This is a genomic window from Bradyrhizobium sp. USDA 4486 (genome assembly GCF_054057995.1).
This window is the reverse complement of the sequence record NZ_JBSRZV010000001.1, coordinates 2,428,587-2,442,191: the sequence shown is the minus strand read 5'-3', so window position 1 is coordinate 2,442,191 and position 13,605 is coordinate 2,428,587. Positions and strand designations below refer to the sequence as shown.

Genomic DNA, 13,605 nt, shown 5'->3' with positions numbered 1-13,605 from the left:
TCTGCAACGCCTCGGCCATTGGCTTTCCCCACTTGGTTCCCTCGAGAGCCGCGTTCTTGAGTGACGCGATCTTTTATGGCGATACAACTTTTGACCCCGCCAATATTGAGTCGGATCTTAGGCAAGTCCGGATGGCGGGAAAATCCGTATGGCTACGGTTCGAGCAAGTTCCTTGTGGAGCGGGCCGAACGCTATAGCTGTGAAACCGGAACTTTCTGCGGAAGCCGGTTTTTCCGTTGCATTCAATGGTTGAGAAGGGACTCCCCAATCTCCAGGCGGCGGCGCATGTTGTGGCGACAATGACATCCGATCAAGCACCGAGCCGGACTACAAAAGTCCGATGCGGCATCGTCGGCGGCGGGCCGGCCGGCATGATGCTGGGCTATCTGCTCGGGCGCGCCGGCATCGACGTCGCGGTGCTGGAGAAGCACGCGGATTTCTTCCGCGACTTTCGCGGTGACACGGTGCATCCCTCGACGTTGCAGGTGATGGATGAACTCGGCCTGATCGACGAATTCCTGAAGCTGCCGCATCAGCGTTTGCAGAAAATGGACGGCCTGTTCGGCGGCATAAAGGTGCGCATCGCCGATCTCAGCCGGCTCGACACGAAATATCCCTTCATCGCCTTCATGCCGCAATGGGACTTCCTCAATTTCCTGCGCTCGGCCGGCAAGCGGTTCGCATCCCTCAAGGTGATGATGAACACGGAAGCCGTCGACCTGATCCGCCGTGGCGACATCATTGCGGGCGTGCGCGCGAATACGCCGGATGGGCCGATCGACATCGAGGCCGATCTCATCATCGCATGCGATGGCCGGCATTCGACCGTGCGCGAGCGCGCGGGTCTTGCGGTCGAGGAGATCGGCGCGCCGATGGACGTGCTGTGGTTCCGCGCCGGTCGCAAGGCGGACGAGACCGAGAACCTGTTCGCGCGCATCGAGCCCGGCAAGATGATGGTCACCTTCGACCGAGGCGACTATTGGCAATGCGCCTATGTCATCGCCAAAGGGCAATACGATGCGGTGAAGGCGAGGGGATTGCAGGCGCTGCTCGATGACGTCGTGCGCATGGCGCCGATCCTCAGCTCCGGCATCGCCGACGTGAAGAGTTTTGACGATGTCAAGCTGCTCACCGTCGCGATCAACCGCCTGAGCCGCTGGACACGGCCGGGCCTGCTGCTCATTGGCGATGCCGCGCATGCGATGTCGCCGGTCGGCGGCGTCGGCGTTAATCTCGCGGTGCAGGATGCGGTCGCGACCGCAAACCTGCTCGCCGACAAGCTTCAGCGCGGCTGCCCCGCCGAGGATGAACTCGATGCGGTGCGGCGCCGGCGCGCATTTCCGGTGCGGATGACGCAGGCGATGCAGGTGATCGTGCAGAACAACATCATCAGCGGCGCGTTGCAGAGCGGCGATCGGCCGCTGAAGGTGCCGCTGGTCCTGCGCCTCCTCACCGCCTTGCCGTGGCTGCAAGGCATCCCCGCGCGCTTCCTCGCCATCGGCGTGCGGCCCGAGCATGTGCAGTCGAAGGCCGCTCCGGCACGGTAATGCGTGGGCGGCAGGGATAATGCCGCGTTAAATCGCGCGCGGCGCGTTGCGCACGTGCAACAGCGCAGACGGATTCACGGTGCGCGATGTGCCAATCCGGCGTCTTAACTTTCTTGATTCAAATTTGAGTAAGACCTGCGTGTGAGCGTGCGCCCATCAAAGGACACGGGGTGTACCATGCGTAACAAACTGATTGCTGCCTTCGCCTGCACGACCGCTCTGGTTTCGACCGGCGCTGCCTCCGCCGCCGATCTCGGTGCGCGCTACACGAAGGCGCCCGCCTATGTCGAGCCGCTGTTCAACTGGACGGGTTTCTATGTCGGCGGCCATATCGGTGGCGCCTGGACCAACGAGCAGTTCATCAACAACGGCAACGGCGGCGGCTTCGGCGATCTGACGCCGGGACAGGGCTATCGTCAGCGTAACTCGGGCGTCATGGGCGGCGCTCAGATCGGCTACAACTGGCAGGCCAACAACTACGTGTTTGGCATCGAAGGCACGATCTCCGGCCTCGACAACAAGGGTTCATTCAGGAACACCGCGTTCGGCCCGGCCAACGATGTGTTCTCCTGGCGCGCCAACGTTCTCGCGACTGTCGTCGGTCGCGCCGGCTTCGCGGTTCAGAACAACCTGTTCTACGTCAAGGGCGGCTACGCCGGCGTCAATAATCGGCTCTCGGTCGCCGATCCGGTCGTGACGAGTACGGGTGGTCAGACCCACTGGGCCAACGGCTGGACCGTCGGCGCCGGCTGGGAGTACGGTATCACCCGCAACTGGATCGTCGGCCTCGAATACAATTATGCGGCGTTCGGCGGCCAAACCTATCAGCTCGGCGGCACTGCGGCGAACTACACTTTTGATGCCAAGCCACGCGACATCCAGTGGGCCGTCGTGCGCGCGAGCTACAAGTTCGACGCGCCGGTCATCGCGCGCTACTGAGCAACGAACGACCGATCAGCAAAAGAAGACGATCACTGCCAAATTCAAAAGCCCCGGCCTGGTCCGGGGCTTCTTTTTTGCACGCAGGTCTTCGCGTGCGAGGCAGCCTCACGCCATCACCGAGAACCCGCCGTCGACAGGGATCGCCGTGCCCGTGACGAAGTTCGAGGCGGGGGAGGCGAGGAATACGGCGATGCCGGCGAAGTCGTCGATGTCGCCCCAGCGGCCCGCAGGCGTGCGCGCAAGCACCCGCTCGTGCAGACCTGCGACCTGCTGCCGCGCGCTGCGCGTGAGGTCGGTGTCGATCCAGCCCGGGAGGATGGCGTTGACCTGGATATTGTCGGGCGCCCACGCATTGGCGCAGGCGCGCGTGTACTGCACGATGCCGCCCTTGCTCGCCGCATAGGCGGTCGCGAAGCTCGCGCCGAAGATCGACATCATCGAGCCGATGTTGATCACCTTGCCGTTGCCGGACGCCTTCAGCGCGGGATAGGCGAGCTTCGAGCACACGAAGGCGCTGGTGAGGTTGGTGTCGATCACCTTGTTCCACTCGTCGAGTTCGAGCTCGTGCGGCGGCTTGCGGATGCTCATCCCGGCGTTGTTGACGAGGATGTCGATACGGCCGAACTCCTTGACGACACCATCGATCATGGCAGTGACCGCCGCCTTGTCGGTCACGTCGGCGGCGACGGCAATCGCCTTCACACCGCGCGCTTTGAGGTCGGCCACGGCGGCGGCGGATTTGGCTTCGTTGCGTCCGACTACGGCGATGTCGGCGCCGGCGTCGGCCAATCCGTGGGCGAGGCCTAGGCCAATGCCGCCATTGCCTCCCGTCACGATCGCGACCTTGCCGCGGAGATCGAACCGGCTGGATGTCATATGCTTGTATTCCCTGGTTTCTTCTATCGGTTGCTCTGCCAGATCAGCACCAGCCCGAAGCCGGCCATGGCGGCGCCATAGCCGGCCCACTGCAGCTGGTTGACCATGAAGCTCGATCGTGGCCAGGGGACGGTGCCCGTGCCCTGGCCGATCCAGAGCAGCCCGAGGGCGAGGGCGAACAGGCCTGCGACAAGCAGAAATCTGCGCATGCATTCCTCCCGTCGGTCCGCTTCTGTCGTGGCCTGCGGGATCAAGATCGCCGCCAGCCGCGAAAACTTACCGCCAGACTAGCCGTAGCTTCGGTTCGGATACAATGGCCGCAGACGCAAGACGGCTGCGAGGGAGCAAGCATGTCCCAACGGAAGATGGCGCTTGGTGCCGCGGCCGGGCTTGCGCTAGTCGCGGCCTATGCCGCCGTTCCGCGCCAGGCGGATCTGCGCGCTTTCGATCCGGCCGAGATGGCGCGGCTGGAGACCGCAATGTGGCGCGACTATTATGACAAGCGTTATGGCGCCCTGTTCTACCACCTCTATGAATCGACCCGGACGCAGTTTGGCTTCTCCCCGCTGAAGAGCCTGCACATCGCCTTCAGCGCCGCCGAAGCCGCCAGGACGTTCCAGCCGACGCGCTCGCGCCGCGAGGCCGATGCGGCGCTGCCGGCCCTCATGGCGTATTATGGCGATTTTGCGCAAGCCGCGCCCGCCGCATTCGACATGGCCGAGGCCGCCCGTCTCGAGCTCGACTGGTGGCAGGCGCGCCGCGAGGCGGTGGCGCCGCGCGACTACGGTCTCACCATCGCTCGCGTCACCGCGCTAACCTACGGCAAAAGCGCGGACGATTCCGGCATCCAGCAGTTCGGCATCGCCCGGGCGGAGGCAATGGCGTTTCGCGATTCGCGCGGTGAGAGGATCTCGGAGGCCGATTGGGCCACGATCGAAGCCCGGCTTGGAGAGGCCTACCGATCGCTCAAGGCCAGCATCAGCCGCTAAAGCACGCGCAACGAAAAAGCCCCGGGCGATGCCGGGGCTTTGACGCCTGAACTTGCGTTCGGATCAGTATTTGGTCGCTCAGTACTTCGCGACGACCGGACCGGTCCAGTTGAAGCGGTAGACCAGCGAGGTCGAGATCGTCTGGTTCCAGCTGTTGGCGCGGATGCTCTGACCACCGACCGGAAGATTGGTGGCGTCCGACAGGATGTCCTGGGTCTTGGCGTTGTAGAAGGCCGAACGGTACTCGGTCTTCATGAACCAGCCGGGCGACGAGATGCCGAAGAAGTTCAGGCTGTTCTCGACGCCGCCGCCGACGAACCAGCCGTTGCGGTTGTAACCATTGAGATGAACGCCCGCGGGGACACCGGCCAGGGTCAGGAAGTTCGTGCTGCCGAAGTGAGCGCCGGAGTAGCCGCCGTTGACGTAGGTGAGAACGTTCGGAGCAACCAGCCAGCCGAGGCGCACGCCAGCGGCCCAGGAGTCTTCCAGCTTCTGGCTGCCGGTGATGCCACCGAAGAGGAGCGGATCCTGCACCGTTCCGCGGATGCTGCCGAACTGACCATCGGCGAACACGCCGGCGACCCAGGTGCTGTTGAACTGCCAGTCGTAGCCGAGGCCGACGGTGCCGAACCAGCCCGAGCCGCCCTGGCGCTGATCGATCGTCAGCGGAATAGCGCCAACCGTGGTCTGGACGCGCTGGTCCGAGTTCGAGAGGCCGCCGCCGCCGCCGCCGAAGATGTAGAAGCCGGTCCAGTTGGCGACGGGCGCCGCAACCGGGGCCTTGACGTAGGGGCGAGCAGCCAGATCGGCCGCCGAGGCCGAACCCGTCATTGCCGCAACAGCGGTCAGAGCCAGCAAAATCTTCTTCATGTCAAAATCCCCAACCTTTTTCTGTCGCAGCAGGCGCGAGCGCACCGAAGTCCGTGTCATCTGATGACGGGACTATAGACGGTTCTCCTGGAAATGCTGTTGCTGCGCAGGCACAGTCGCCGGAAAACGCCCTCCGGCCGGGTTTCGAAACGCGGTTGGTTGAAATCTAGAAATAGAAGTAATCACAATGCTTTACATCGGGCGTTAGCCTTCGCGCCCGGAGTAGGTTTTCGTTAGCACCATCGCCTTTGTCCGGAACGGAGGCAGTCCTGCCTCAGCCTTTGGCGCCCTGAGTCGTTGGCCGAGTCGCCCTCTCGCGGGCCACGCTGAGGCCTGGCCGCAACAAAAAGCCCCGGCCGATGGCCGGGGCTTCATGCAAGGCATTGGAGCCTGCTTCAGACGTCCAGCAGCTCGTCGCTCGCGAACTCGGCCTTGTCGGAGATGAAGGCGAAGCGAGCTTCAGCCTTGGTTCCCATCAGGCGCTCCACCGAATCGGCGGTGGTGTCGCGATCGTCGGCGAGCAGCACCACTTTCAGCAGCGTCCGCTTGTTCGGATCCATCGTGGTCTCCTTGAGTTGCGCCGGCATCATCTCGCCGAGACCTTTGAAGCGGTTCACCTCGACCTTGGCGTTGGCGTTGAACTCGCTCTTGAGCAGCGCCTCCTTGTGCGCGTCGTCGCGGGCGTAGACCGACTTCGAGCCGTGCGTCAGCTTATAGAGCGGCGGCACCGCGAGGAAGAGGTGCCCCTCGTCGATCAGCCGCGGCATCTGCCGGTAGAAGAACGTGATCAGCAGCGAAGCGATGTGCGCGCCGTCGACGTCGGCGTCGGTCATGATGATGATGCGCTGATAGCGTAGATCCTCTTCGCGGTAATGCGCGAGCTGGCCGCAGCCGATCGCCTGCACGAGATCGGAGAGCTGGGCGTTCGCCGTCAGCTTGTCCTTACCGGCGGAGGCAACGTTGAGGATCTTGCCGCGCAGCGGCAGCACCGCTTGCGTCTTGCGATCACGTGCCTGCTTGGCGCTGCCGCCTGCCGAGTCACCCTCGACGATGAAGAGCTCGGAGCCTTCGGTGCCGGCATCGGTGCAGTCGGCGAGCTTGCCGGGCAGGCGCAGCTTCTTGCCGGCAGTTTTCCGCGCGGTCTCTTTCTCCTGTCGCCGGCGCAGCCGCTCCTCGGCGCGGTCGATCACGAAGTCGAGCAGCCGGTTGGCCATGTTCGGATTGCCCGACAGCCAATGGTCGAACGGATCCTTCATCGCCTGCTCGACGATGCGCTGCGCCTCGGCGGTGGCGAGGCGATCCTTGGTCTGGCCCTGGAATTCCGGCTCGCGCACGAACACCGAGAGCATCACGGCCGCGCCCACCATCACGTCCTCCGACGTGATCGACGAGGCGCGCTTGCCCTGGCCGACGCGCTCGGCGTGATCCTTCAGGCCGCGCAGCAGCGCGCTGCGCAGGCCGGATTCGTGGGTGCCCCCATCCGGCGTCGGCACCGTGTTGGTGTAGGACGACAGGAAGCCGTCGGCATCCGCGGTCCAGGCGACGGCCCATTCGCAGGCGCCATGCGAGCCGTTGCGGCCCGATTTGCCGGAGAAGATGTCGGGATGCACCAGCGTGTCGGCGTGGATCGCCGCGGCGAGATAGTCCTTGAGACCGCCGGGGAAGTGGAATGTGGCTTCCGCCGGAACATCCTCGATACCCTTGAGCAGCTCGGGCGCGCAGTTCCAGCGGATCTCGACGCCGCCGAACAGATACGCCTTGGAGCGCGTCATCTTGAACAGGCGCTGCGGCTTGAATGCTGCCTTGGCGCCGAAGATATCGGTGTCGGGCTTAAAGCGCGTGCGCGTGCCGCGGCGATTGTTGACCTTGCCGAGGTCCTCGAGCTTGCCCTTCGGGTGCCCGCGCTCGAACGTCATGCGGTAGAGCTTCTGGCCGCGCGCGACCTCGACCTCGAGATGCGACGAGAGGGCGTTCACCACGGAGATGCCGACGCCGTGCAGACCGCCCGAGGTCTCGTAGACCTTGGAGTCGAACTTGCCGCCCGAATGCAGCGTGCACATGATGACTTCGAGCGCCGACTTCTTCGGGAATTTCGGATGCGGATCGACCGGGATGCCGCGGCCGTTGTCGGTGACCGTCAGGAACCCGTCAGCGCTGAGCTCGACGCCGATGAAGGTCGCGTGTCCCGCCAGCGCCTCGTCCATCGAGTTGTCGATGACTTCGGCGAACAGGTGATGCAGCGCCTTCTCGTCGGTGCCGCCGATATACATGCCGGGCCGGCGCCGCACCGGCTCCAGGCCCTCGAGCACCTCGATGTCGGCGGCGGTGTAATCCGCCTCGCCACCGCCCGTGCGCGGAGCTGCCTTCGCGGCGCTCGCACGTGCTTTCGGCTCATTGCCGCCGAACAAATCGTCTTTGCTTTTTGTTTTCAACTGCTTGGACATATATCTTGATGCGTTTTGAGGGCCGCGCAGGCGGCGAATCGGTTCGCGCGACTATGCCACGGCTCACCTGTCGAGGTCACCGCATGCCGGCCTGGTGGGCGTGGGTGGGAGCCAATCCCGGCGATTTTACGCCGCAGGCCCCGCCAATTCCCGGCAATTTGACGCGCCGGTCCGGTTTGGCGTCGGTTTTGTGACTTGATGTCACACAAGTCCTTGGCTTACCAGTCGTTTTCATCGAGCAGCACCTTGAGGCAGGGCGGGAAGGCTATTTCTGAATGGAGCAGTTTGCGCACGCACTGGCCGACTTCGTGCGCGCTCACCAGGCCTGGGCTGCCCCGATCGTGTTCCTGCTGGCCTTTGGCGAGTCGCTCGCATTCATCTCCCTGCTGATCCCCGCCTGGGGCGCGCTGGTGGCGATCGGCGCGCTGATCGGGGCGAGCGGGATCAGCTTCTATCCGGTCTGGATCGCCGGCGGCCTCGGGGCCGCGCTCGGTGACTGGGTCTCGTACTGGTTCGGTTATCGCTACAAGGAGCAAGTCGCCCAGATGTGGCCGCTCTCGCGCTATCCGGAACTCTTGCCCAAGGGTGAGGCCTTCGTGCGCAGCTGGGGCGTACCCAGCATCTTCATCGGCCGCTTCTTCGGGCCCCTGCGTGCCTCGGTGCCGCTCGCAGCCGGCATCTTCGAGATGCCGTATTGGAGCTTTCAGGCCGCCAATTTCATCTCCGCGCTGATTTGGGCGGCGGCGTTGCTGCTGTTCGGCGATGTCATGGCGAAGCTGATGGAATGGATCTGGCGCCTGATCTGACCGGGCAGCTGGGCCGCCTGGTCCTCATGCGCCACGTATTTGGACTTGACCTTGGAACCTTGCGGCCTTATAGCCGCGCGCCATGATCAACGCCGCGACCATCCTGTTCGCCCGTCGCCGCCGCCGCGCTTTAGCGGTTTGGGCGGTTGATCGCGTTTGAGATCATCGTCTTTGCCGCTGGACCCGATCCGCGGCATCCTTTCTCCTGTCAGCGCGATCTGATCCGGCGGCTCCCCCAAGGAGACCCAGCAGGAGACCATGATGTACACGCCACCCTTTTTTAGGCAGGACCGCGCCGCCAGCCTGAAGTTCGCCGAGGAGCGCGGCTTCGGCACCATGTGCGCATTTGACGGACAGAAGCCGGTGGCCTCGCCGCTGCCGTTCTATCTGACCTATGGCGCCGACGGCACGCCGCAGGCCGCCTTTCATGTCGCCCGTCACAATCCGCTGCTAAAGCTTGCGGGCGGTGATGCGTCCTGGCTGCTCGCGGTCAACGGCCCCGATGCCTATGTGTCGCCGGACTGGTACGTCTCGCCGGACCAGGTGCCGACCTGGCTCTACCAGTCGGTGCATCTGAGCGGACCGGTGCGGCTGATGTCGGACCACGAGCTGGCGGTGCAGATCGATACGCTCAGCGCCAAGTTCGAGAACTGGCTGCTGCCGAAGAAGCCCTGGACATCGGCCAAGATGACGGCGGGCCGGCTTGAGGCGCTGAAGAAGGGGATCGTGGGTCTGGTCATGACGGTTGAAGAGGTTGAAGGCAGCTTCAAGCTCAACCAGCACAAGTCGGACGCCGACTATACTGCGATCGCCAATGCGCTCGGGGCACAGCCGGATGCCGATGCCAGAGAGATCGCACAATTGATGCAGGACGTGAGGCCGGAGGCCTTCGTGAACGAAACCAATATGCTCGAAAGGAGCGCGCCATGAGCCTCACGGAAACCACCAAAGTCCCGACCACCGGCGCACCGAAAAAGCCGGCCACCGTCTTCGTCGACGGCGGCTCCGGCACCACCGGCCTCGGCATCAACGAGCGGCTGAAGCTCCAGAGCGACGTCGTGGTGAGGACCATTGCCGACGACAAGCGCAAGGATCCCGCGGCCAAGAAGGCACTGATGGAAGAGGTGGACCTCGTCATCCTCTGCCTGCCGGACGATGCCGCGAAGGAAACGGTCGCGCTGGTCGACAGTATGGGCAATTCCGCGCCCAAGGTGCTGGACGCTTCGACCGCGTACCGGGTTGCGCCCGATTGGACCTATGGCTTTCCCGAATTGACGCCGGACCAGGCCGGCAAGATCAAGGCCGCGAGCAAGGTATCCAATCCCGGCTGCTATCCGACCGGCGGCATCGCGCTGCTGCGGCCGATCGTCGATGCCGGCCTTTTGCCGCGCGATTATCCCGTCACCGTCAACGCGGTGAGCGGTTATTCCGGCGGCGGCAAGTCGATGATCGCGAGCTTCGAGGATGGCAGCGCGCCGTCATTCGAGCTTTACGGCCTCGGCTTCGAGCACAAGCATCTGCCGGAGCTGCAGCTCTATTCGAACCTGACGCGGCGGCCGATCTTCATTCCCTCGGTCGGCAATTACCGGCAGGGCATGCTGGTCTCGATCCCACTCCAGCTCGATACGCTGCCGGGCAAGCCTGGTGGTGCCGACCTCCAGGCCGCGATGGCCAAGCGCTATGCCGGTTCGAAATACGTCAAGGTGATGCCGCTTCAGAACGAGGCGACCAAGGGCGGCCGGCTCGAGCCGGAGGCCCTCAACGAGACCAACATGCTCGAGCTCTACGTCTTCGCCAGCGACAAATATCACCAAGCGGTGCTGGTCGCCCGGCTCGACAATCTCGGCAAGGGTGCCTCGGGTGCCGCCGTGCAGAACATGCGGCTGATGCTGGGATTGCCGGAGGAGTAGCGGCGCACTTGCGCGCATGGCCGGGCTTGGTCGTTTGACCCGGCCATCCACACGTTGGCTACGCGGCACGAAGAACGTGGATGCCCGGGCCTTCGCCGCGCCGAAGCGGCTTCGGCCGCACAGGCGGGACAGCCCGGGCATGACGGCTGCGGGGTTGGTGCGCTCAGTACTTCGCGATGAGCGGGCCGCCGAACCGGTCGTTAATGCGGGCGGTGATCAGGTCGACGTTCTGGCCGATGCGCTCGGTGCGCGAGAACGTGCCGACAGGGGCGAGCGCACCGTTGGCGGTGGACGTCGCGGCGGCCCATGAACAGGGGCTCGTGTTCGATCCCGGTTGGCGTCGTGATGCATTGCGACGCGTTGCCGCGCGATCAGAACACCCTGAAGATCGCCAGCGCCAGCACGGCCTGCGCCAGGAAGCCGACGGTAAAGGCAAGGGTGCGGAACACCGGGATGCCCAGCGTATAGACAATCAGATGCGCGACGCGCGACCAGAAATAGACCGCGCAGGCGAGCACAGTCCATTTCGAGGAATAGTCGATCGCGTTCAGGATCAACACCAGCGGTGCGAACAGCACGAGGTTCTCGACCGCGTTGTCATGGGCGAACATCAGGCGGTTCGCCCATTCGGCTTGCGGCTTGTCGCCGCGCGAGGGGTTGGCCAAGGCGCCGCTAAGCCCCCGAACCTGGCAGCGGTTGATGGTGTAAGGAATCCAGAGGATCCCGGTCAGGATCACCGTACAGGTCAGCCAGAACAATTCGCGCGTCATAACCCGGTCCCCTCCAAAGCGATGTCGTGAGTTTATACGAAAGTGCGCGCCATTGCGCTATGCGCGAACCCTGACATAGCTGCCGGGCGCGTCCTCGATCGGGGGCAGGGCATCGCTGCCCACGCTGCGCGCCGGCACTTCCTCCGGATCGAGGCTGCCCAGCCATTCGCGCCAGTCCGGCCACCACGAGCCCTTGTGCTCGACCGCGCCCTTCATCCAGTCCGCGACCGTGACGTCCTTGATGTTGTCGTTGGTCCAGTACTGGTACTTGTTCGAGGCGGGCGGGTTGACCACGCCGGCGATATGCCCGGAGCCTGACAGCACAAACTTCACCGGACCGCCGAAGAACTGCGAGCCGTACAGCACCGATTCCGCCGGTGCGATGTGGTCCTCGCGGGTGGCGAGGTTGTAGACCGGCACCTTGACCTTGGAGAGATCGAGCAAGGTGTTGTCGAGCACCATGGTGCCGGTCGACAGCCGGTTCTCCAGATAGCAATTGCGCAAGTAGTAGGAATGGTTCGCCTGCGTCATCCGCGTTGCGTCGGAATTCCAGTGCAACAGGTCGAACGCGCTCGGCTGCTGGCCCTTCAGATAGTTGCTGACGACATAGGACCAGATCAGGTCGTTGGAGCGCAGCATGTTGAAGGCCATCGCCATCTTCGAGCCTTCGAGCACGCCGGCCGCCTTCATGTCCTGCTCGAGCGCTGCGATCTGCTCCTCGTCGACGAAGACGAGGAGATCGCCGGCATGGGTGAAGTCGACCTGGGCGGCGAAGAACGTTGCCGACGCGACGCGCTGGCGGCGCTTCTCGGCGAGCCAGGCCAGCGTGGTCGCGAGCATGGTGCCGCCGACGCAATAGCCGGCGGTGTGCACCTTCATCTCGCCGGTGACCTTCTCGATCACGTCCATCGCCGTGAGCGGGCCTTCCTTCATGTAGTCTTCCCAGCCCTTGTTGCCGAGCCGCTTGTCGGGATTGACCCATGAGATCACGAACACGGTGATGCCCTGGTCGACGCACCACTTGATGTAGGATTTCTCCGGCTTGAGATCGAGGATGTAGAACTTGTTGATCCAGGGCGGCACGATCAGGAGTGGGGTGCGCAGCACCTTCTCCGTGGTCGGCGAATACTGGATCAGCTGCATCATCTCGTTCTGGTAGATCACCTTGCCCGGCGTCGTCGCCATGTTGACACCGACGACGAGGTTGTCCGGATTGGACTGGCGGATCTTCAACATGCCCTTGCCGGCGGCGATGTCCTCGGCCAGCATCTTCAGGCCGCGCGCGAGATTTTCGCCGCTGCTCGCCACCGTCTCGCGCAGCACCTCCGGATTCGTCAGCACGAAGTTCGACGGCGAGATCGCGTTGGTGACCTGCTGGACGTAGAACTCCGCCTTGCGGCGGGTCGCCGGGTCGAGTTCGGCGTCGCGCACCAGCTCCTGCGCCCATTTGCTGGTGAGCAGATAGAGCTGCATCATGAAGTCGAAGAACTGGTTCGACTTCCATTCCGGATCGGCAAAGCGCTTGTCGCGCGGCGAGGGCGCGATCGCGGGCGGGGCGTCCTGGCCGGCCATGCGGCGCGCCGCCGAGCCCCAGAGGTCGAGATAGTCCTTGGCGAGCTTGGTCTGGAGGTCGGAGGAGCGGGACGAATCCGACAGCCAGTATTCCGCGACTGAGGTGAAGGTCTTGACCACTTCCGTCAGCTCGGCTGGCGGACGGTCCTGCACCTCGCCGCTCTCGCGCGGCTTGAGGTAGGCCGCGAGCGCCTTGCCGCCGCTCTCCATCGCCCGCGCGACATTCATCGCGAAGGCTTCCGCATCGAACTTGGTCTCGGGTTTGGGCGTGTCGGTCGTGACGGTGCTCATGACCAGAACAGTAACGATTCATTCCGTATTCGTCACCGCGAAGCTCGCATCTTTCGCGTCAAACAATCTCGAAGATGTGTTGCGATGCGACAAATTTTCTTGGTTCCGTCACAATCGAGCCGCACCGCTCGTCTTGGTAGTTCCTGGCTGTTTTCTCGCTCGCACCATTTCGGGCAGCAATGGTTTGAGCTTGGGCGCGGTGTCGGGTAGGTTTGCCCGGGGCCGTGCTTTGGGACGAGTAGGGGATTTCCCAAGTGTTGGCGTTTAGGGACCTGCAAAAGTCGCTGCTGATCTGTGGCGCACTGAGCGTGGCGATTGTGCTTTGCGGCTGCTCCAGCCAGCTTGCCGATTTGACGCCTGCGGACGCGCAGGCGCATGCCAAGGAGCCCGGCAGCTATCTGCCGGTGCACGACCTGCCGCCGGATCGCGACCAGGCGGTCATCCCGCCGGAGCAGCGCGCCAAGATCGAGGCCGAGCTCGCCGCCGCTCGCGAACGGCAGGCGATTGCCGCCAAGGATGCGAAATAGCGCAGCGCAAGGTAATCGCTGGCGCCCCCGTCCTGCCGTGCTAAAAGACCTCAGTTCAGCC

13 protein-coding genes are annotated in these 13,605 nt (G+C 64.0%); 7 read left to right on the top strand and 6 right to left on the bottom strand.

Going from position 1 to position 13,605, the window contains the following annotated elements:
• Positions 1 to 299 precede the first annotated feature (299 nt).
• Together ACVWY3_RS12015 and ACVWY3_RS12010 are read left to right on the top strand one after the other, a co-directional pair.
• On the top strand, positions 300 to 1,547 hold the full coding sequence (locus tag ACVWY3_RS12015; RefSeq protein ID WP_456838631.1) for an FAD-dependent oxidoreductase: 1,248 nt from the start codon (positions 300 to 302) through the stop codon (positions 1,545 to 1,547).
• Between the two features lie 177 nt (positions 1,548 to 1,724).
• Positions 1,725 to 2,486, top strand: a complete 762-nt coding sequence (locus ACVWY3_RS12010; protein WP_456838630.1) for an outer membrane protein — start codon at positions 1,725 to 1,727, stop codon at positions 2,484 to 2,486.
• A 108-nt stretch (positions 2,487 to 2,594) separates the two neighbouring features.
• Here ACVWY3_RS12010 and ACVWY3_RS12005 read toward each other — a convergent pair whose 3' ends face one another.
• Positions 2,595 to 3,365: an SDR family NAD(P)-dependent oxidoreductase gene (locus ACVWY3_RS12005; protein WP_456838629.1), complete on the bottom strand. Its 771-nt coding sequence runs from the start codon at positions 3,363 to 3,365 to the stop codon at positions 2,595 to 2,597.
• Positions 3,366 to 3,388: 23 nt separating this feature from the next.
• Complete coding sequence (locus tag ACVWY3_RS12000; RefSeq protein ID WP_456838628.1) at positions 3,389 to 3,574, bottom strand: hypothetical protein; 186 nt, start codon at positions 3,572 to 3,574, stop codon at positions 3,389 to 3,391.
• 141 nt (positions 3,575 to 3,715) lie between these two features.
• Here ACVWY3_RS12000 and ACVWY3_RS11995 point away from each other — a divergent pair, with 141 nt between their 5' ends.
• Positions 3,716 to 4,354 (top strand): hypothetical protein, encoded by a 639-nt coding sequence (locus ACVWY3_RS11995; RefSeq protein WP_456838627.1) that lies wholly within the window; start codon positions 3,716 to 3,718, stop codon positions 4,352 to 4,354.
• A gap of 78 nt (positions 4,355 to 4,432) precedes the next feature.
• Here ACVWY3_RS11995 and ACVWY3_RS11990 read toward each other — a convergent pair whose 3' ends face one another.
• Both ACVWY3_RS11990 and parE read right to left on the bottom strand, forming a co-directional pair.
• The gene (locus ACVWY3_RS11990) at positions 4,433 to 5,224 is read right to left on the bottom strand and encodes an outer membrane protein (RefSeq protein ID WP_456838626.1); all 792 of its coding nucleotides are present in this window, start codon (positions 5,222 to 5,224) and stop codon (positions 4,433 to 4,435) included.
• 395 nt (positions 5,225 to 5,619) lie between these two features.
• Positions 5,620 to 7,668, bottom strand: a complete 2,049-nt coding sequence (gene parE / locus ACVWY3_RS11985) for a DNA topoisomerase IV subunit B (RefSeq protein ID WP_456838625.1) — start codon at positions 7,666 to 7,668, stop codon at positions 5,620 to 5,622.
• A gap of 275 nt (positions 7,669 to 7,943) precedes the next feature.
• Here parE and ACVWY3_RS11980 point away from each other — a divergent pair, with 275 nt between their 5' ends.
• The 3 genes from ACVWY3_RS11980 to argC all read left to right on the top strand — a co-directional run bounded on the left by ACVWY3_RS11980 (position 7,944) and on the right by argC (position 10,384).
• Positions 7,944 to 8,474, top strand: a complete 531-nt coding sequence (locus ACVWY3_RS11980; RefSeq protein WP_456838624.1) for a DedA family protein — start codon at positions 7,944 to 7,946, stop codon at positions 8,472 to 8,474.
• A 261-nt stretch (positions 8,475 to 8,735) separates the two neighbouring features.
• On the top strand, positions 8,736 to 9,404 hold the full coding sequence (locus ACVWY3_RS11975) for an FMN-binding negative transcriptional regulator (protein WP_456838623.1): 669 nt from the start codon (positions 8,736 to 8,738) through the stop codon (positions 9,402 to 9,404).
• The gene (gene argC, locus ACVWY3_RS11970; protein WP_456838622.1) at positions 9,401 to 10,384 is read left to right on the top strand and encodes an N-acetyl-gamma-glutamyl-phosphate reductase; all 984 of its coding nucleotides are present in this window, start codon (positions 9,401 to 9,403) and stop codon (positions 10,382 to 10,384) included. Before ACVWY3_RS11975 ends, argC begins: the two co-directional genes overlap by 4 nt.
• A gap of 371 nt (positions 10,385 to 10,755) precedes the next feature.
• Here the strand turns inward: argC and ACVWY3_RS11965 are convergent, their stop codons facing one another.
• Together ACVWY3_RS11965 and ACVWY3_RS11960 are read right to left on the bottom strand one after the other, a co-directional pair.
• Positions 10,756 to 11,154: an MAPEG family protein gene (locus tag ACVWY3_RS11965; RefSeq protein ID WP_456838621.1), complete on the bottom strand. Its 399-nt coding sequence runs from the start codon at positions 11,152 to 11,154 to the stop codon at positions 10,756 to 10,758.
• A 57-nt stretch (positions 11,155 to 11,211) separates the two neighbouring features.
• Positions 11,212 to 13,017 carry a PHA/PHB synthase family protein gene (locus ACVWY3_RS11960; protein ID WP_456838620.1) on the bottom strand — a complete coding sequence of 602 codons (1,806 nt, stop codon included), beginning with the start codon at positions 13,015 to 13,017 and terminating at the stop codon, positions 11,212 to 11,214.
• 254 nt (positions 13,018 to 13,271) lie between these two features.
• Between ACVWY3_RS11960 and ACVWY3_RS11955 the strand changes: the two genes are divergently transcribed.
• Positions 13,272 to 13,544, top strand: a complete 273-nt coding sequence (locus ACVWY3_RS11955; protein WP_456838619.1) for a hypothetical protein — start codon at positions 13,272 to 13,274, stop codon at positions 13,542 to 13,544.
• Positions 13,545 to 13,605: the final 61 nt, after the last annotated feature.

Coding starts and splice junctions, on each gene's coding strand:
- ACVWY3_RS12005 (WP_456838629.1), bottom strand. CDS start 3,365: ATGACATCCAGCCGGTTCGATCTCCGCGGCAAGGTCGCGATCGTGACG.
- ACVWY3_RS11990 (WP_456838626.1), bottom strand. CDS start 5,224: ATGAAGAAGATTTTGCTGGCTCTGACCGCTGTTGCGGCAATGACGGGT.
- ACVWY3_RS11975 (WP_456838623.1), top strand. CDS start 8,736: ATGTACACGCCACCCTTTTTTAGGCAGGACCGCGCCGCCAGCCTGAAG.
- ACVWY3_RS11980 (WP_456838624.1), top strand. CDS start 7,944: ATGGAGCAGTTTGCGCACGCACTGGCCGACTTCGTGCGCGCTCACCAG.
- parE (WP_456838625.1), bottom strand. CDS start 7,668: ATGTCCAAGCAGTTGAAAACAAAAAGCAAAGACGATTTGTTCGGCGGC.
- ACVWY3_RS11995 (WP_456838627.1), top strand. CDS start 3,716: ATGTCCCAACGGAAGATGGCGCTTGGTGCCGCGGCCGGGCTTGCGCTA.
- argC (WP_456838622.1), top strand. CDS start 9,401: ATGAGCCTCACGGAAACCACCAAAGTCCCGACCACCGGCGCACCGAAA.
- ACVWY3_RS12015 (WP_456838631.1), top strand. CDS start 300: ATGACATCCGATCAAGCACCGAGCCGGACTACAAAAGTCCGATGCGGC.
- ACVWY3_RS12010 (WP_456838630.1), top strand. CDS start 1,725: ATGCGTAACAAACTGATTGCTGCCTTCGCCTGCACGACCGCTCTGGTT.
- ACVWY3_RS11960 (WP_456838620.1), bottom strand. CDS start 13,017: ATGAGCACCGTCACGACCGACACGCCCAAACCCGAGACCAAGTTCGAT.
- ACVWY3_RS12000 (WP_456838628.1), bottom strand. CDS start 3,574: ATGCGCAGATTTCTGCTTGTCGCAGGCCTGTTCGCCCTCGCCCTCGGG.
- ACVWY3_RS11965 (WP_456838621.1), bottom strand. CDS start 11,154: ATGACGCGCGAATTGTTCTGGCTGACCTGTACGGTGATCCTGACCGGG.